This window comes from Pseudomonas matsuisoli (genome assembly GCF_014647635.1).
Lineage (GTDB): Bacteria > Pseudomonadota > Gammaproteobacteria > Pseudomonadales > Pseudomonadaceae > Pseudomonas_P > Pseudomonas_P matsuisoli.
In genome coordinates this window covers 99,759-118,100 of sequence record NZ_BMPO01000009.1, presented here as the reverse complement: position 1 = coordinate 118,100, position 18,342 = coordinate 99,759, and the positions used below count along the sequence as shown (strand labels likewise).

17 protein-coding genes are annotated in these 18,342 nt (G+C 54.1%); 6 read left to right on the top strand and 11 right to left on the bottom strand.

Annotated features, from left to right (window positions below):
• The first annotated feature begins 61 nt into the window (after window positions 1–61).
• A complete protein-coding gene (locus tag IEY47_RS17725) occupies window positions 62–958 on the top strand; it encodes a LysR family transcriptional regulator (RefSeq protein WP_188985140.1) in 897 nt (298 codons plus the stop codon).
• Here the strand turns inward: IEY47_RS17725 and IEY47_RS17720 are convergent.
• Window positions 955–1,737 (bottom strand): carboxymuconolactone decarboxylase family protein, encoded by a 783-nt coding sequence (locus IEY47_RS17720; protein ID WP_188985138.1) that lies wholly within the window; start codon window positions 1,735–1,737, stop codon window positions 955–957. The genes IEY47_RS17725 and IEY47_RS17720 overlap by 4 nt on opposite strands.
• 62 nt (window positions 1,738–1,799) lie before the next feature.
• Complete coding sequence (locus tag IEY47_RS17715) at window positions 1,800–2,261, bottom strand: (R)-mandelonitrile lyase (protein ID WP_188985136.1); 462 nt, start codon at window positions 2,259–2,261, stop codon at window positions 1,800–1,802.
• 273 nt (window positions 2,262–2,534) lie between these two features.
• Here IEY47_RS17715 and IEY47_RS17710 point away from each other — a divergent pair, with 273 nt between their 5' ends.
• Window positions 2,535–2,726 (top strand): hypothetical protein, encoded by a 192-nt coding sequence (locus tag IEY47_RS17710; RefSeq protein ID WP_188985134.1) that lies wholly within the window; start codon window positions 2,535–2,537, stop codon window positions 2,724–2,726.
• 138 nt (window positions 2,727–2,864) lie between these two features.
• Here the strand turns inward: IEY47_RS17710 and IEY47_RS17705 are convergent, their stop codons facing one another.
• Together IEY47_RS17705 and IEY47_RS17700 are read right to left on the bottom strand one after the other, a co-directional pair.
• Window positions 2,865–4,931, bottom strand: coding sequence for a BCCT family transporter (locus tag IEY47_RS17705; protein WP_188985132.1), 2,067 nt, complete (start codon window positions 4,929–4,931; stop codon window positions 2,865–2,867).
• Window positions 4,932–5,146: 215 nt separating this feature from the next.
• A complete protein-coding gene (locus IEY47_RS17700; protein WP_188985130.1) occupies window positions 5,147–6,190 on the bottom strand; it encodes a hypothetical protein in 1,044 nt (347 codons plus the stop codon).
• Between the two features lie 894 nt (window positions 6,191–7,084).
• Between IEY47_RS17700 and IEY47_RS17695 the strand changes: the two genes are divergently transcribed.
• Window positions 7,085–7,825 carry a GNAT family N-acetyltransferase gene (locus IEY47_RS17695; protein ID WP_229779508.1) on the top strand — a complete coding sequence of 247 codons (741 nt, stop codon included), beginning with the start codon at window positions 7,085–7,087 and terminating at the stop codon, window positions 7,823–7,825.
• Window positions 7,826–7,953: 128 nt separating this feature from the next.
• Window positions 7,954–8,883 (top strand): SDR family oxidoreductase, encoded by a 930-nt coding sequence (locus tag IEY47_RS17690; protein WP_229779507.1) that lies wholly within the window; start codon window positions 7,954–7,956, stop codon window positions 8,881–8,883.
• A gap of 45 nt (window positions 8,884–8,928) precedes the next feature.
• On the opposite strand, the gene IEY47_RS17685 is transcribed toward IEY47_RS17690, so the two are convergent.
• Window positions 8,929–9,405 (bottom strand): lipocalin-like domain-containing protein, encoded by a 477-nt coding sequence (locus IEY47_RS17685; RefSeq protein WP_188985126.1) that lies wholly within the window; start codon window positions 9,403–9,405, stop codon window positions 8,929–8,931.
• A 472-nt stretch (window positions 9,406–9,877) separates the two neighbouring features.
• Between IEY47_RS17685 and IEY47_RS17680 the strand changes: the two genes are divergently transcribed.
• A complete protein-coding gene (locus tag IEY47_RS17680; protein WP_188985124.1) occupies window positions 9,878–10,924 on the top strand; it encodes a hypothetical protein in 1,047 nt (348 codons plus the stop codon).
• Window positions 10,925–11,137: 213 nt separating this feature from the next.
• Here IEY47_RS17680 and IEY47_RS17675 read toward each other — a convergent pair whose 3' ends face one another.
• From IEY47_RS17675 to IEY47_RS17665, 3 genes are all read right to left on the bottom strand, one after another.
• On the bottom strand, window positions 11,138–11,545 hold the full coding sequence (locus IEY47_RS17675; RefSeq protein ID WP_188985122.1) for a cupin domain-containing protein: 408 nt from the start codon (window positions 11,543–11,545) through the stop codon (window positions 11,138–11,140).
• 217 nt (window positions 11,546–11,762) lie between these two features.
• Window positions 11,763–12,170, bottom strand: coding sequence for a hypothetical protein (locus IEY47_RS17670; protein WP_188985120.1), 408 nt, complete (start codon window positions 12,168–12,170; stop codon window positions 11,763–11,765).
• A gap of 78 nt (window positions 12,171–12,248) precedes the next feature.
• Complete coding sequence (locus IEY47_RS17665) at window positions 12,249–12,956, bottom strand: helix-turn-helix transcriptional regulator (RefSeq protein WP_188985118.1); 708 nt, start codon at window positions 12,954–12,956, stop codon at window positions 12,249–12,251.
• A gap of 70 nt (window positions 12,957–13,026) precedes the next feature.
• Between IEY47_RS17665 and IEY47_RS17660 the strand changes: the two genes are divergently transcribed.
• The gene (locus IEY47_RS17660) at window positions 13,027–13,398 is read left to right on the top strand and encodes a VOC family protein (protein ID WP_188985116.1); all 372 of its coding nucleotides are present in this window, start codon (window positions 13,027–13,029) and stop codon (window positions 13,396–13,398) included.
• A 120-nt stretch (window positions 13,399–13,518) separates the two neighbouring features.
• On the opposite strand, the gene IEY47_RS17655 is transcribed toward IEY47_RS17660, so the two are convergent.
• The 3 genes from IEY47_RS17655 to IEY47_RS17645 all read right to left on the bottom strand — a co-directional run bounded on the left by IEY47_RS17655 (window position 13,519) and on the right by IEY47_RS17645 (window position 17,921).
• Window positions 13,519–14,577 (bottom strand): hypothetical protein, encoded by a 1,059-nt coding sequence (locus IEY47_RS17655; protein WP_188985114.1) that lies wholly within the window; start codon window positions 14,575–14,577, stop codon window positions 13,519–13,521.
• A gap of 283 nt (window positions 14,578–14,860) precedes the next feature.
• On the bottom strand, window positions 14,861–16,609 hold the full coding sequence (locus IEY47_RS17650; RefSeq protein ID WP_188985112.1) for an anti-phage dCTP deaminase: 1,749 nt from the start codon (window positions 16,607–16,609) through the stop codon (window positions 14,861–14,863).
• Between the two features lie 58 nt (window positions 16,610–16,667).
• Window positions 16,668–17,921 carry a ribonucleotide-diphosphate reductase subunit beta gene (locus tag IEY47_RS17645; RefSeq protein ID WP_188985110.1) on the bottom strand — a complete coding sequence of 418 codons (1,254 nt, stop codon included), beginning with the start codon at window positions 17,919–17,921 and terminating at the stop codon, window positions 16,668–16,670.
• Window positions 17,922–18,342: the final 421 nt, after the last annotated feature.

Genomic DNA, 18,342 nt, shown 5'->3' with positions numbered 1-18,342 from the left:
TCCTGCGCGTGGCGGATGGCGACGCGTAGTACGATGCCGTCAAGAATCACCGGATACGCCCATGCCACGTGAACACTACAGCGAACTCCTCGTTTTCATTGCGGTAGCGCGGGAGCGCAGCTTCACGCGAGCAGCAGCGCAGTTGGGTATGTCCCAGTCGATGCTCAGTCACACCATCCGTGCAATGGAATCGCGCCTGGGCGTTCGGCTGCTGACGCGCACGACACGCAGCGTCTCGGTGACCGAAGCAGGGGAGCGGTTGCTCAACGTAGTGGCGCCGCGGTTCGCCGACATTGCGTCCGAACTGCGCTCCGTTGCCGAACAGGGCGGTGCTCCGTCCGGCACCTTGCGTTTCACCGCATCCGATCACGCCATCGATACGCTGCTCTGGCCGAAGCTTGCGGCTGTGCTTGCCGAGCATCCCCAGATCAAGATCGAAATGCATGCCGACAACGCGTTGGCAGACATTATCCAGGGACGCTACGACTTCGGTGTACGCCTGGGGGATGGGCTGGCTAACGATATCGCCTCCGTTCGTATCGGGCCCGACCTGCGCTTCATGGTCGTGGGCGCGCCTTCCTATCTCGCCAGGCATCCTGCGCCAGATACGCTTCAGGACCTTGCCGTCCATGACTGCATCAATCTGCGGCTACCCACGCGCGGAAATCTCTGGAGCTGGGAACTCAAGAATGGCGAACGCACCACCAATGTGCGGGTGAATGGACGGCTGGTGTTCAACGGGATTTACCAGACCGTCAACGCCGCGGTTTCCGGCCATGGTCTCGCCTACATACCCGAAGACCTGGCTCGGCCGTACCTGGAATCCGGAAAACTGGTTGGCGTGCTGGAGCCATGGTGGCAGCAGTTCCCGGGTTACCACCTGTACTACGCGAGCCGCCGCGAGACGTCTCGGGTGATGCAGGTGGTGATCGATGCGCTAAGGCAGGACGACGCCTAGCGCTTCGAGAACACGTCCTTGGCGACGGGCATCGCTGAGAACACATTAGGCCAGCCGGCATAGAACGCGATGTGAGTCAGCACCTCTGACGCTTCGGGCTGTGTCAGCCCGTTATCCATTGCGCGATTCAGATGGTAGGGAATCTGCGCCAACTGCCCGGAAGCGATCAGCGCGCTGACTGTTACGAGGCTACGGTCCCGGGGTGCCAGACCAGGCCGAAGCCATAGATCCCTGAACAGGAGGTCGGTCGTGTTCTGCACGACACCCGGCGCGACGTCGCCGAAGTTCCTGCTTACCCCTGTGGCGCGCGCTCGCTCAGTGACTTCGTCAATTGGCAGGTGCGTTACCCGCGCAGTTGGCAGCGCCTTCTCGTCAATTCCACGCTCCTTAAAAACGGGCGCGATCACCGCAACGGCGGCCATGGCATTTCCCCAACCCGCATAGAACGCCAGGTGAGTGACCGTTTCTGAAATTTCCGTAGCCGTTACGCCGCTGTCGAGCGCACGCCGCACATAAAACGGCAGCTCTGCGGGTTGGTTACGGGCAATCAAAGTGGAAAGTGTGACGATGCTTCGGTCCCGCGCGGACAGTTCAGGACGGCTCCACTGTTCCTCGAGAAGCATCTGGTTCGTATAGCGCTCCAGCGCGGGAGAGACGGCGCTGATACGCGTGGGGTCGGGTTGCACAGGCGTAGATTCAGTCATCGAACGTGGGTGCTCCAGTTGCGTACAGGCGGTGAGCATGAACATCGAAACCGCCGTCAGGGCTGATCTATTCATCAGGTGTTCCTTGGTGTGAGCGGAAGGACGGCAATTACCTGGGAGGCGTTACCTAGGAAGAGTTAACTGGGAAGGTAATCCGCGTCGGCAACCGGCTCCTGCCACGTCACTGCGCTTTCGTCCTTGAGGTAGGTGATCGCGATATGGCTCATACCGGTTTTGTCAGTCGCGCCGTGCCAGTGCTTTACGTCCGCCGGAATCCACACCACATCGCCCGAATTGATCTCGCGTCGCTCGACGCCATCCTCCTGCACCCAGCCCCGGCCTGCCGTCACCACGAGTAGCTGCCCAATTGGATGGGTATGCCAGACGGTACGCGCACCCGGTGCGAACGTTACGAGGCCCGTCGAGGCGCGGGTTTCTTCCGATACCGCTGCCATCGGCGTGATCACGGCATGGCCCGTGAAGTTATCCGGCGCACCGATGACCGCGGCTGTGGAGCCGTTCGGGATGATGTTGATGTTCTCGGCACAAGCGGATGACGCAAGGCCGGAAAGAACGGCAGACGCGATGAGTTTCTTCACTGTTGATCCTCGGCTGGGAATGGATGTGAGCGCAGCCTTTGGCGTTTAAGGGCCTGCTGGCTGCGGCGCGAAGTCTTGGATTTTTTAGCAGAAAAGATCGGTGGTGATCAGGGGCGGGGAGGTAATGCTGTTATGAGCTCGATTGATTAATACGGCGCTGAAACTAGCGCCAGGCAACGTTACGGGGGCGGGGCGATCGGCCAGACACGGTGAGCGCTCGGCGTTGGCGCTCCAATTCAACGAAGCGGGTGTTCGAACGGCCGTGGCCGGCCAATGAGCGTTGCGACGAAACCGTCGGAATTCGTACCCGCCTGGCAAGCCTACGATATGCGAATGATGCTGCGGGCCTTCCAGCGTGAGGGCCTGTTTACCCAGCCGGCCGCAGTGGCCCGGTTGGAATCCATGTTGGGTCGACCGCTGCGCCGCTATCGCGACTTCGTACAGGAAACGGTGGCAACCTGGTAAGCGTTGCTACGCCGAGTTTGCGCTGTAGGGTGGGAGTCCAGAAGAGCTTCCACTCCTACAGTGGGTTGGACCGGAAACGACGTAGCGTGGAAAACGGCGGAGCCTTTTCCACGCGGATCGGATGTCTAGGCGACCGTGCTAGGCCTGGCTTGGATCGGCCTTCGGTGGCTGGTCGGTTTCGGCGCTCAGCATCTCGTCATGCTCTTCCATCTTCCACGGCAGGCTGCCCGGCGATATGTGCAGGAAGTGCATGTACTTCTCGAACTGATCGAGGATGTCGCTGATGATGTCGGCCTGGTCGTAGCCGAAAATATCGTACTGTTGACCGCCGCGACGCAGGAAAACCTCAGCGCGATAGTACTGTTCATCAATGTCAGGATCTTCGGCCAATGCAAAGGCGGGCATGGCGTAGCCGACCATGCGAATCTCATAGATGAAGTCGACTTGATCTTCTTTGATGACCTCAAGGTAGACCCGCGAATGGGTTTCGTCCGTGTGTACCTGAGCATCCCACTCTTGGGCACTGAGCTCACGCTGCACGCGCCGCATGGCCTTCAGCACGGTGGAGTTCACAAAGCCCTCGACATGGGCTCTGTCGGGGAAGCTGACCATACCGGCGAGGCGCTTCTTCCAGAGTCCCGGTCCGGCATTGCTGGCCAGCCGACTACCCTGCATATGATTCTGCAGGCTGGTTTGATGATGGCCCTCGATAACCAGTGCCCGCCACATGCCCAATGCTGCAAGCAGCATGATGATCGCGAAGGGCAGTGCAGTGGCAATAGTCATGGTCTGCAAGGCGCTCAGCCCGCCCGCCAAGAGCAATGCAGCTGCGACAACCCCTTCGATCGACGCCCAGAAAACACGCTGCCAAATCGGCGTGCGAGCTGCGCCGCCTGCGGCCAGCGAGTCGATGACCAGTGAGCCGGAGTCCGACGAGGTTACGAAGAAGGTGATGATCAGCAGTACCGCAATAAACGAAGCTATCGAGGTCAGTGGCAGCAACTCGAAGAGCTTGAACAAGGCGATGGCGTTATCGGCCTGCACGTCGGAAATTAACGAGGTGTACCCCTCCATCATGATCAGGTGCAGGGCGGTATCGCCAAACACCGAAAACCAGAGGAACGTGAAGATGGTCGGTACGAACATCACGCCAAAGACAAATTGGCGAATAGTACGGCCGCGGCTGATCTTGGCGATGAAGAGGCCCACAAAGGGCGACCAGGCGATGGTCCAGCCGAAGATGAACAGCGTCCAGTTGCCGATCCAGTCACTGCGCGTGTAAGCCTGCAGGTTAAAGGTTCGCTCAATGATGTTATTCAAGTAGCTGCCGGTGTTTTGCAGGAACGTTTCCAGAATGAAGATGGTTGGGCCAACGGCGAAAACGAACAGCATCAAGCCGATGGCCAGAATCATGTTCAACAGCGACAGGTTCTTTACGCCCTTGTCGAGGCCGGCTACCACCGAGCAGATCGCCAAGGCCGTGATAATCACGATGGCGATGATCTGTACCATCGTGCTGACAGGGATCGATGGCCACAGATAGTTGAGCCCCGCGTTGATCTGGGTAACCGACAAGCCCAGCGTCGTGGCAATACCGAAAAGGGTGCCGAGAATGGCGAACACATCCACGATGTGGCCGATCGGCCCGTAGATACGTTCGCCAATGAGTGGATACAGGGCAGAGCGCATCGACAGCGGCAAACCATGGCGGAAGGAAAAGTACGCCAGCACCAGCCCGGTTAGGCCATAGATGGCCCAGATATGAAAGCCCCAATGAAAGAACGCAATCTGCATGGCCTGCTTGGCCGCATCCACGGTCTCCGCAGCTCCCGCGGGCGGCGATGCGTAGTGCAAGACCGGCTCAGCAACGCCGAAGAACAGAAGTGCAACACCGTAGCCTGCTGAGAACAGCATCGCGAACCATGCGGGGAAGCTGTATTGCGGCTCCGCATGGTCCGGGCCCAGTTTAATTGCACCCCAAGGCGTCAAGGCGATGCCGACGACGAACACGAGAAAGAACGCCACGGAAAGCATGTAGAACCAACCGAAGTTGGTGGTTATGAATGCCAACGTGGTATCGAACAATTCTCCAGCCAGCGCAGGATTACTAATGGTCCCGATCACCAGCAGTAGCGTGATGACTACTGCCGGAATGAAGACCGGAAAAAGGATGATGGCTCTTGGCAGCTTCTTGTCTGCTTCCATAATTTAGGTCTGGTTCCCTTAGCGAATAGATGGAGCCCCCACTGCCTACTTAAGCGGAGGGAGCAAATTGCTATCAGTAGATAGACGCTTATCTAACGCGAAATACTCACCAGATTATCTAGGTGGAAGGCTGATCTTGCCCTCTGCGGGCGTAGTCGGAGGATGAAATCCCGAAGGGCTTGCAGCGTTTAACTACGTTCTTTTTGCCCCGGAAATCATGGCCGAATCAGCGCGCGCACAGCATTGGCAGGCAACCATGCCGTACCGCCATCTTCGAGTCGTAGGGTGAGCGCATCACCAAACGACCAGACTACGTGCACGTCTTCGAGTACACAGTTGGGTGAGCTCGGAAGTAGGGCGCCGCAGGAGGTGTCGCAGTAGGCCGTGTCCAGCACGATGGCTTTTGCCTGGTAATTGCCTAGGCCCAAGGCGTTGACAACGGTGTCCGGCAGCGTAGTCAGCGCGCCGCTGTAGCCGGCCATGAGCAGCGCGAAGAAGGTGGCGAAAAGCATCACGGCTCTCCAACCTGCGACGAAGAGCATTCCGCAAAGCGCTGCAATGAACGCAATTGCCGGCGGTGCAGCCAGCACAACACCCCATTTAGCAGGCCAGTACCAATGCTCCACCACCGGGTACGCTTTGATCCACATCCATACGATGAAGTAGCCGGTGATGACCGTTGGGATGTAGGCGTTCCAGAGGTATTTCCAAAAGCTGAAACGCCCCAGTTCGAAGAGACACTGAATGATCAGCCCTGCGACGAGAAGGATCATGACGGGAGTGAGAAACCCTATCCACTTGAGCATGGATGGCGCCACGAAAATGCTGGCGACCAACGCCGTACCTGCCAGCAAGTACGGTAGAAAAAACGTAAGTCCCATTAACAAGAATACCTTCCGTACCCGCGAATCGCCGCGATAGGGCAGGGCGTACGTGATGTCTTCCTTTATGGTTTTCGTATTGAGAAATCCATAAAAAATCCAAGCGCCAGGCATGAACAGAACTGCGACAAAGGCCCCGACCACCGCGAATCCCAGGCACGACGCCGCCAATAACAAGGAAGAAAACTGAAAAAGATCGAAGCTCGGATAGAAGTGATGCCGGGCGAAATAGGCGAGAAAGATTCCAAACCCGAATGCCGGTGGCAGTACTTTTGCGATCAGCGAGGCATGTCGCCGTAGAAAGGTGCTGGCAAAGGCCAGGATGAAGTCGAGTACATCTTCCGAATCGGTCGCGGGTTGGTCAGTCCATTTTTGCATTGAATGTCGTCCGTGGTGGTTCATGGGGCGCTTATTGCGAGCGCTGTGTCGATAGCGGGGTAAGGGGCGGGCCGAGAGCGCCTTGACAGTCGTCAGGGCGCCGTCGATTTTGGCGGGCTAACGACAGCAATCCCTGTCCACATACGTCTTGTTGCCATTGCGATTGATGTAATAGCAACCGCCTTTCGGACCCTGCTGCAGTGCCGCCCCGCTTGGGCCGCACCCTTTTGCGAGCGAGTCCTGAGGAAGTGTAAGCGCCGCGAGACCCAGCAGCGCTGCAGTGCACATGGGCAGTAGAGATCGAGTTTTGAACAGCGTGGCAAGCTTCATCTTGAGCGCTCCGTAGCAAAGTCTGCGAGCGGACGTTCCCTCGCAGCCAATGCCTTATCGGCAGAACCGCTAATCCCGTTAGCAAGTGGGGTGGAAAACTGCGACGCCTTTTCCACTTGATATAGATCTCTGGGCTAAGTTGATGAATGGCCTGTTGGCGGCAACTCATTGTCTAGGATTCTTAGCGGATACGATCGGCAATGAGCAAAAGCGGGTAGGTCACACTGTCTCGAACGTAGTTGAAGTAGTGACCGAAGCGTTCGGATGGAACTGTTGGACTTGCCGGAGCCACCTATCCGAGATCGAAGTCCGGCTGGGCCAACCAACATGAACGTTGCCATCACTCGACCTCTTCAATCAAAGGCCTTGATCGCATCAGCCGTGACCATCGGCTAAACCGAAAATCCAGCGTGCGCACGTAAGTGCATTCGGTGAAGGTCGGCTTTATGTCTAGAAAAGCGACCTCAAACATTCGTGTTTATTACGGGGGCTGAAGCGATGTCTGAGACCAGGTTAAGTCACGATGTTTTGGAGTCACACCGTCAACTCAACAGCGTATGGAAGATGGTGATTGACGATTTGGGCGATGGTGAAGTGCGGGATGCACAAAACCTATTTATTAGATGGGCAGACAATGCTTTTCCGTTCTGGAATACGTTGGCTAACGCCGAAGTCGGGGAAGACGAACAGCGTTTTCTGTCGTCGCTACAAGACGCCAGCAACTACATGAAGTCTCATAAAGAACCGGGATTTCTATGGTTATTCGAAGACCTCGTTCCTAGCACTTTACGAGAAAAGCTCTCCCACCTCGTAAGTGAAGCAGGCTTATATCTAGGTTTTAACGGCTTTGGAATGGCGGCGGATATAGAGCTCTCAAGCTTAAACGCGGCCCATCCTGAACTCGAATTTGTTCGGGTTAGTACGGATGAGCATGTTGCGGCCTATGCAGATTTAAACTGCCGTGCCTATGACTTTCCCTCTAGCGCATCACTGAACTTTAGCGGTCCGACATTCTGGACGGAGCGAGCGTACGCCTATCTCGGGTTAAGGGACGGCGTACCGGTTACCGCTGCTGCGACGGTGGAATCGAATGGTTGTTTATTTTTGATCTTGGTTGCAACGGCTCCGGAACATCAGCGCAAGGGCTATGGAGGAGCAATAACGAGAAAAGCGATCCTGGAAGGAATCAAGGCGACCGGCTCCCAACATGTGACCTTGCATGCAACAGAAGCCGGCGCGCTGATCTATGAAAAGATGGGTTTTAAAAGAATAACCCCCATTGGTTTCTACGCGCTAAACCGCTGACAGGTGAAAGGGGCCACGCGGTGCGCTGCCGGTTACGACTGTCAACGGCGGCGATTTAGCATCCGACAGCGATTGGATTAACGGCCAGGTTGTCTATGCAAGCGGCGGCATTCCATGAGGAGGCCATCATGAGTCTGATAGCACTTGTTACCGGCGCGTCTAGCGGCTTTGGCCAAATGATCGCACGCGACCTCGCGCGGGCTGGCCACGTCGCATATGCCTCCATGCGGGGCTTAAAGGGAAAGAATGCCGACAAAGTGCACGACAACGCGGAATTCGCGAAAGAACACGGCGTTGACTTGCGCTCGATCGAGCTCGACGTTCAGGACGAAGTCTCGATCGCGACGGCGGTCCAGCAAATCGTAGACGAACAAGGCCGTATCGACGTACTGGTTCAGAATGCCGGCCATATGGTCTTCGGTCCGGCGGAAGCGTTTACGCCTGAACAGCTCGCTCAGCTCTACGATATCAATGTGCTGGGCACCCAACGGGTTAACCGAGCCGTGCTTCCGCACATGCGCAGGGCCAAGTCAGGTCTTCTAGTCTGGGTATCCAGCAGCAGCGTAGCGGGCGGTGTACCGCCCCTGTTAGGTCCTTACTTCGCAGCTAAGGCAGGAATGGATGCGTTAGCGGTGTGCTATGCGAAGGAGCTCGCACCGCTCGGCATTGAGACGTCTATTGTCGTACCCGGCGCCTTCACCAGCGGTACCAATCATTTTGCTAACGCCGGTCAGCCCCACGATGACGCAATCGCCACGGCATATGCGGAGGCATGGCCGATAGGCTTCGCTGATCGGATGCAGAGCGCGCTAAACAGCACCGTACCGGATGATGCCGACCCCAGTGAAGTCGGACGCGCAGTAGTAAATCTCGTCGCAATACCCTGCGGAAAACGCCCGCTACGCATTCATATCGATCCAGCATCCGACGGGGCAGCCGTTACCTTTGCTGTCATGGACCGCGTACGGGAACAGTTCCTAGATCGCATCAGTTTTCCGGAATTGATGCATCCGGCTGTCCCGGACCTACATTCAGGAGCTGACGGTAAGGAAATATGAGGGCCGATCGTTTCCCATACGTGGGCTTGGCTCGAACCTTTCAACTCACACCTGAATGCCAGAATTGGATCGTGCTCGGGCCCAGGTCGCAGTGGCTGCTATAAGGGCACCGTCGCGGCGAACAGGTTTGGCCGTCGACAGACGAAGCGTATTGCCCTCAAGAACCGCCAAGCGCGTTTGCGTCTGTTCCTGCCAATTGGGGAAGAACGCGACGGCCATTTCATGGGTTAACACGGAGGTTTTAGCGTCTACCCAATATCTGCCCGAATAAGCGATGTAGGTGCGGCCAGCAACCGCGTACTCGGTATCCGTACCTCGGTTCAGATCGTCTTGCGCAAAAGGTTGCCTGTCCGGGAGCTGAAGCTGCGCCGACATATAGCCGTCGGGTGTATAGAGCAGCAGCCCCTTCGGATCGCTACCAAAGGGGTAAGCGATCTGGCGGGTTTCCACGTCGAGCTCGTTGTACGAAATAAGCGACCAAGCGCCAAATAACTGCTGGCGGAGCTCAAGTACCGGGGTCATTGATCAGCTCCTACGATTCAATCACGTGGTGACGGCCTCGTAGATAAGTGGCCAACAAAATCGATTCGGCTGGTGGCTGTCTGCGGAAGTAGACGAATGGAAGCAGCGGAAGGAAAGGGCGGTCGGCCTTCTGATCTCACACTAGCGCCTGGCCCATGGCTCGCTGTCGCCACGGACTTGCTCGTGAGCGTTACGGTGGCGACATCCGGTCTCTCACGATGCGCGATTGCGAGGTGGAAAACGGAGGCTTTCCCTTTGATGTGAAATTCCCCCAAACCTCGCCAGGATCACCCACGGACTAATCCGCCTACGAGACTGATGGCCTCGATTTTCAGCCGTTAGGGTGATTCCAGTCCGAGAAGAATGCCTCCTATGCTTTCGAGCCGGATGGGTCATGGAAGTGACCCGTTTCGGTGGAGTGCGAAACGTTCACGGCTAATCGATAAACGTCCCCAAAGCATGGAGAACTCAAATGAGTAAGCTACGACCGCTTGTAGGCATTGTCCTTCTGACTGTCAGCTATACCGCCTTTGCGGATTACCAAAACGCGAGCGTGTTGCAAGAAGGCGACAACAACTCCGCCTCCGTGTCCCAGACGAACGTGGCGCATAGCGCCGCTATCAGCCAATACGGTTCGAACCTGGACACCAACATTACCCAGTCCGACGTGGCGCACCGCGCGAGCATCTACCAAACCGCAGCAATGGACAGCACAACCGACGTAACGCAGTCGGGTGGGTTCAACTTCACCGATATCCACCAGGACTTCGCCCACGACACGACCATTAGCGTCGTGCAGGGCGGGGCGGATAACAGCGCCACCATTACGCAGCTCGGGACGATATATGGTGGTTACAACAACACCATCAATATCGAGCAGACCGGCGCGGAGCTGACCGCCCGGGTTTACCAGGAAGGCAATGACCTGATCACCCGCATCAAATCGGAAGGGTACGGCAATAGCGTCGAGACCAGTCAGCTTGCGCTGACCGGGACCGTGCTGGTCGAACAACAAGGCGATCAGAACAACATCTATTCCCGCCAGAACGGTTATGCAACGCACGCATCGTTAAGTCAGATCGGCTCCAACAATGACATTCAATATGAAATAGATGCCTTCGGAGACGGGGTGTCGAACGCCAGTATCGAGCAGCAAGGTGATGAAAACCGCGTGTCCTATCGAGTAGGCAATGGCCCGGTCGACCTGGCGGTCAGTCAGCTCGGCAATGGCAACGTCATAGAAGGAAATCTGGGGACCGGGGGCAGGGTGGTGGCAAGTCAGGATGGCGATTACAACGTCGCGTCGATTGATAGCGAGATTGGTAGCGTCACGCTTCAGCAGACAGGCAGCTACAACATCGGAACGATCGATACGTCGGGCGATGCGGTCCTTGTTCAAACAGGCTATGCCAACGAGGCGTCTATCGTCAGCGCTGCCACGAGCGGTGTGGATGCGTTGCACTACGCGACCGCGGCTCAGGCGGGCAGTAACAACATTGCGTCGATCGTTCAGCAGTAAGAGATTCCCGGCACTGGAAGAGCTTTCTAGTGCCGGGTAGCGATCTTCGAACTCAAGTAATGCCCTGGTGCTTGGTCTCACCAGCACAGCCGTTTTACTGACGCGCGGGTCATAGCTGCCGGAAACAGGGTTTCAGTACTAACTGAAATAATCTCGAGGGGTGGAAAACGGCGAGGGCTTTTCCACTCCGTACTGCTATCCAGGCTACCTCGCTTATTTCTTCAGAACTTCCATCACAGGCTTGCCTTTCTCGACCACGAAGGTAGACACAACCACGGTCTTGTGAGGACCGTTCTTGAAGCCATGCGGGGTTTTCGGCGGCACGATAGTGGTCATGCCCGGCTTCACCTCTTCATCCGGCTGCCCCTCTATCAGTGAAGTGCCGCCGCCTTCCAATACGTAAACCGACTCGATACCTGGATGCTGGTGCACTGGAATCTGGACGTTGGCCGGAATCTCGATGCGTAGCACGGACGTTGTGTAACCCTCTGGATAGTCCATTTTGGCCAGCAGCGTCCGGGCAACGGCGGTTGGCTTGTCCGCAATGGCGGGCGTTGAGGCGAAAAGTGCTAACAGCGTTAATGCCCCGCCCAGTGCCGCACGGTTGATCGCTAACGCCATGGGTGTACTCCTTTAGATATCTGACGATGAAAGCCTGCGCTTCCTGGGATAAACCTTCTAGCTTTATTAAGCGAGTAGGGTGGAAAACGGCAACGCCTTTTCCACGTGCTACGGATATCCAGTCTATGCCGCTCCTGCGCATACCTGAGCAAAAGTCGGTTCGTGAATAGCGTGCTGAGGATTACCTCGTTCATGTCATGCGGCATGTGATACCGCGCTACTGCATTTCAGATTCATCAAATATTTTATTATTTGCGTAAATCGCCTTCGCTACATAGTAGCGACTAGGCTCTCTAAAAAAGTGCGTCCGCTCAGACACTTCCTGCTTAATCCGAAGCGCTGCTCCAGGGCGAAGTCTTTTTAGTCGTTTGATGGTTGGAAGATCGTTTTTAGGTAATACAAGGACGTCTGATCCTTTAAGCCTTACAAAATAAACAGTGTTGCCGCCGTACTTGTTTGAATAATGATATGTCTCAAGCCTTTCGAATGCGGCCCAATATTCACGTGTTTCGACAGCTTCCGAAACCGAACGGTATAGCAGCGTACCTGCTATAAAAATTAAAAAGGGTAGTAAGGCAATGGTTGCTGTCCGAAATGAAACGGTATTTTGCGTTTGGTTGGGCACCGGCTAAACCTTCGATATAGCAAGAGACTTCTAGCAACAGGTAGCGTAAAAGCGCATTCATAAGGTTGATTTGCCAGGCTAACCCGTGGGCAGGGCCACGATGCCACGCGTTTTGTTATAGGCGTGCCACTGCGCCAATAACCAGCCCCCTTGGCCGGTAAAGCGTTCGGTTGAGCGCACGCAGCGATTGATTCGTTCGAGGCGAAAGTGTCGGAAGCCTCCTCGCAGATCGCACCACGCGGCCAACACCTGAAAGCCGTCGAAGTAGCCCAAGGCCACAGGACGAACCGTACGTTGGGTCAGCGATTTGCGCTCGTCGACATAGTCGATCACGACCTTATGTTCATCGCGAATGGCTTCACGTAGCGACTGGGCGGTAGCGCCTTCATCCACGGCGATTGACCCAGGCCCCGCGAACAACGGTGTTTTCTCTAGGTGCTCCAGTGCCTGAGCGCCAAGTACCGACCTCAGCTTGCCCTGCACGCTTTGCGCCGCCACGCTAAGTGCTGGATCGGTCCTGCGTTCGACCCAGCGTAAACCGAGCAGCAATGCCTCGAGCTCCTCCGAGGTGAACATCAGTGTTGGCAGCAGATAGCCTGGTTTTAATACGTAGCCAAAACCTGGCTCGCCCTGGATATCTGCCCCTTGCCCCTGCAGCGTAGCGATGTCCCGATACAGCGTTCTTAGGCTTACGCCCAAGTCACTCGCCAGCACCTGACCACTGACGGGCAAGCGGTGGCCGCGCAAGATCTGCAGCAATTTCAACAATCGTTCAGTACGTGTCATCGATACATGCTGACAGGAACTGACAGTAGGGTCGACTAACGTGGGTTTTCCAATACAAAGGAAGCCATCCATGAACCATCCCAATCTGCTCATCCTCTACGTCGCCGACCCAGCGACCAGCTGCGCGTTCTACAAGCAGCTTTTACAACAGGAGCCTTCGATCGAATTTCCTAACTTCGCATCCTTCGCACTGGGCGACCGCCTGCATCTGGGACTGTGGTCCGAGCAGGCGGCGAATTTTAAGTCTTCGGGTACTGGCCACCGTATGGAATTTGGGTACATCGTCGAGAGCGAGGCCGATGTCGAGGCGCTGTATACCCGTTGGCAAGCGTTGAGCGTCGAGATCGAGCAACCACTGGCCCGCGCCGTATTCGGGCTGACCTTCGTGGCGCTCGATCCAGACGGGCATCGGCTACGGGTTTGTATGCGTGGTGTCGGGTGACTATCCATTAGCGTTAAGAACCGTTGAGTGGAATCCCCGTAGGCTTCCACCCGACTGCCTCATGTAGGGTGGAAAACGGAGAAGCCTTTTCCACGCGGTGCGGATATCCAGGCTACCTCGCTAAAGTATTACCGATGCGATGGCTTCTTTCGGAATAAGCACTTCAAGAATACATTTGTTAAATTCCGCACAACGCTCAGTCCGCTGGGCAGCGTCATTCAGTACATAAGGCTGATGTTCAACCTTTATTTTCCACGTATCACCTTGGCCCCAAATTATAAATGGCTTTTCAAGTGAGCAGTGATTGTCTTTTTGTAAGCTCTCACCGATAGATTTGCAGTGGTCTGAATTTAAGACTATTTGTTTGGCCTGGTAGTTACCAAGCCCAAGCATAGATACGATTTTTCCTGGTAAAGTTTGTTGCATTCCTGAGAGAATAAATAACATGGCTACAAGAATGGTGCGAAATATCAGCGCTATCCGCCATTCTAATCGAGAGAAAAGAGCTGAGAGTGAAATGGTTACGATAATGGCTATTGCAGAGACAATAAAAGCGCTTTTTGTTTCTAGATTATGAATTTGGCGTAAAGATATGGAAGTTAATAGCCAGGTTAAATTAGAAAAGACGAGAATTAAAGATGAAACAAAACTCTGCTCAACGAAAAAAGAAATTTTCAGTCCATAGCGTAGCTTAAGTATAAATGAAGACGCCAACGTTACTAGCAGGGTGAAGGATGTAGCTAAAATAAAAAAATAAAATAGGCTGTCTAGCTGCGTGGCAAAAAGACATGTGGCAGTTATCGTGAGGGCAAGAGGTACACATAGGTGAAGGAAAATTGCTGCGATTTGGTGAGGAATTTTACTTTCTTGGCTTTCTTTAAGTTCTTTAGATAAAGCGGCTTTTAAATAGGCTTTGTCTCGAAAAGTCGAGTCTGTCCACGCCCAGCCTGGAAACCAAAAACATGAGGCAACGGTTAGAATTAATAGAGAGCCAATCAAAAATGCAGAAATTAGAAGTGATGCTAAATTAAAAAGGTCTAACGCTGGGAAGTACGAAATACTTAAGAAGTACGCAAAGAAAATTAAAAATCCAAAAAAGATTGGTGATCGTTGGATAAAAGGAGTTCTAATTAGTTTTAAGATTTGATCAAGTGCGTTTGAATGACTGTCGCTGGCCAATTAAGATACTCCTCAATCCTGTTGTTGTTAAATATGGTAGGTTGTTTACGAGAATAAGAATGCCCTTTTTAGCTTAGATTAGGTGGGTCAAGAGACTCGTCGAATCTCCTTATGTCGCTCGGTGGATAAGCGAAGCGTTATCCACCCTACAGAGATTAAGCCATCGTGCCCGCCGACCATTCCGTGTTGCCGAACGTAGGATGGAAAACGGCGAAGCCTTTTCCAAGCGCCTCATCCAGGCTACCTCGCTTCGCTGTAGAAGTAAGGTTTTGTTTAAATAGTGCTAGTTGGCCTCCTGCAATAGGTAGAGTTCGTCTTTATAAGCTAAAGGGGCTTCGTAAAGTTGATAAAATCCACGTCCTACAGCTCCCTTGAATTGAATGAGCTTTGGAGGGTTTATGCCGGCGGCGATGATATGTTCGGTAGCAATCCCCGGGTACGGATCAATGTAAATTATTTCCTTTATCCCTAGATGGTATGCTTTTTTAGCGCATAATTCGCAAGGGCTTGCGGTTGTAAATAATTTACCTCCAGAAATACCAGTGCTCCCAAATTTTGCTAGTTGTAGAAACGCATTTTCTTCTGCATGCAGCGCACGAGTGTGAACTTGGTTTCCTGATTTTGACTGGTTGCTGGGTAACGAGTTATTTATGTCTTTAAAACAATATGATAGAGGGCGCCCGGCGGTTGACTCTAAGCTTTTAAGCTTAATGAGTTCCTTGTTGGCATGTTCTCTAAACTCTGAATTGGTTCTTTCATACTGACTGTAAGTAATCTCGTCGAACGAGTGTGCGAGTCCGTCGAGTGAACGTAGATTGCAGGGTACCTGACCTTGTGCTACATCATTCCATCCTATGGATTTGATGGAGTAGTCTGCTTCTGTAACTACTGCTCCGACCTGCCTAGAAATGCATCCAGAGTTACTCTTAGCGGTATGAGCCATTTGCATGACTCTTTCCATCGGCGTCGGCGTAACAAGACCTGGATGCATAATAAGCGCAACATACCAGGTCAACTGTGCACGAAGGATATTGTGGTTAGACAGCTCATTCCTAGGGTTGAATATATGAATGTCCGACGCCTGAATACACTGCTTTACATTTTGTTTGATGAATTCAGAATGTTTTGATTTGTCTTTTCCGGACTCGTGACGGTCCAGATCAAGCAGCTCTTGATGTGAAAATTTATGTACTTCTTGTAAGTATGTCTTTCGGTCTTCGTCAGGTGTATTTATAGATACGAGATAAAACGCTGAATACCGGTCTCTAAAGTATCGAGCCTCGTAGGGATTTCGTATGGCATCAATGACAACAAGGGTGCGATCCTGAGTTTTTCGCAGGATTTTTATGACTCTATTTATAGTTTCAGGTAGGTGAAAAACACTGTCTGGGTTCGCTTGTTCGGATTCTGCGTTCTTTGAAACTCGGCCAACTTTCCTTATCGAGTTTCCCGCTGCTTGATATGCGGATACATATAGGTCGTTGTTTATTTCTTGAAGTTCTTTCTTGAAATCCCTGGTAAACTTTCGGATTAACGTAAGAAATCGTATAAAGTTTTTCTTTTCTGGTTCTGTAGGGTTTAGCTCTAGATTGTGGTTTAAGAGTTTTTGGCTTAAACCCTTAAACTGACGATTAAGTCGATTTTGACTCAAAGCACCAAGCGTCAAGACTTTATCTAATTTATCTTCATCAATAGCTTTTCTGCTAGCGCATTTGATAAAGTCGAAAGCTTCTTCGGTAGATAAATCTAAGATGTATGCAGATATTAGGTCGCTAACTTTTATAGCTATGAATTTATGGTTATTCTTTTCTCGGTATCTTTTTAGAATCTCGTACCGATTTTGGTCAAGGGAGTCGTAAAATGGCTTACCTTTGTATTTTATTTCATCTAGGCTGGGAAGTCGGGTCTCACCGCTCTCTAAAATACTTGCAGCTGTAGTGCATCCGGAGCCAGTTCTCCCAGTTAGGCCTACTACGACAAACTTGCTTCTTTCCATGAAAACGTTTGAAATCATAACATCGTTGTACTTCATATGACTTCTCTCAAAAAAAGCCCCGTTTAAACGGGGCTTAATTATTGGCTCGTAATTATTAATCCCAGCTCAAAGCCCCACCAGTCTGGTACTCAATAACCCGCGTCTCGAAGAAGTTCTTCTCTTTCTTCAAGTCCATGATTTCGCTCATCCATGGGAATGGGTTGGCGGTGCCTGGGTATTCTTCTTTCAGGCCGATCTGGGTGAGGCGGCGATTGGCGATGAATTTGAGGTAGTCCTCCATCATCGCGGCGTTCATGCCGAGGACGCCGCGGGGCATGGTGTCGCGGGCGTATTCAATTTCGAGCTGCGTGCCCTGGAGGATCATCTGGGTCGCTTCGTCTTTCATGTCGGCGTCCCACAGGTGTGGGTTTTCGATCTTGATCTGGTTGATCACGTCGATGCCGAAGTTCAGGTGCATGGACTCGTCGCGCAGGATGTATTGGAACTGCTCGGCGGTGCCGGTCATCTTGTTGCGGCGGCCCATGGAGAGGATCTGGGTGAAGCCGCAGTAGAAGAAGATGCCTTCGAGTACGCAGTAGTAGGCGATGAGGTTGCGCAGGAACTGGCGGTCGGTGTCCGGGGTGCCGGTCTTGAATTCCGGGTCGGAGATCGAGCGGGTGTACTTGAGGCCCCAGGAGGCTTTCTTCGCGACGCTCGGGATCTCGTGGTACATGTTGAAGATCTCGCCTTCGTCCATGCCCAGCGATTCGATGCAGTACTGGTAGGCGTGGGTGTGGATCGCTTCTTCGAACGCCTGACGCAGGATGTACTGGCGGCACTCGGGGTTGGTGATCAGGCGGTAGACGGCCAGGACCAGGTTGTTGGCGACGAGGCTGTCGGCGGTGGAGAAGAAGCCGAGATTGCGCATGACGATGCGGCGCTCGTCTTCGCTGAGGCCGTCTTTGCTCTTCCACAGAGCAATGTCGGCGTTCATGTTCACTTCCTGCGGCATCCAGTGGTTGGCGCAACCATCCAGATATTTCTGCCAGGCCCAGTCGTACTTGAAGGGTACGAGCTGGTTGAGGTCGGCGCGGGCGTTGATCATCTGCTTGTCGCCGACGTGTACGCGGGCGGCGGAGCCTTCAAGGTCATCCAGGCCTTCCTGGATGTCGAGGTCGTTCAACGCGGCTTTGGCACGAGCAACGGCGGAGGAGTCGCTGGCGTCGACGGCACGGGCTTCCTGCACGGCGCTGGCGGCTTCGTGGTCGAGTTTGTCGAAGTTGCCGGCAGCGGCCTGTGGCGCGGCTTTTTGTGGCGCGACGGGGGTGGTGCCTTCTTCAGGTGCGTCGAATTCGTCCCAGCTCAGCATGGTGAGGTCTCCTGGTCGGGGCCGGCGGTGTGGCCGGTCGTGAATGTTGGTTGCGTTGGTGTTGCACGCAAAAAAGCTAATCATGGTGGCGAGGAGGGCAGTTGGCCGGTCTTCGCGGAGCCCGGCGGTGATGCGGCCGGGGGTGGTTCGAATGTGGGCGACGGGGCGTAGAGCCAGTGGGTCGCGGGGTGGTGCGTTTTAGGTGGTTCGGGTGTTTCGTTTTAGTGGTAGGAGCGAGGGCAGAAGCAAGAGCGATCGCCCACAAGTGGGCTCCTACAGAAGAGCGAAGCAATCGCCAGCAAGCTGGCTCCTACAGGGGTTGCTATGACTGAGCGTGAAGCCGGGCGAGTGGTCGCTAGGCGCCTGGCGGAGCGGAGCCCCTGAGCGTACTTGAGTACGTGATGGGGGCCGCTCCGTCGGG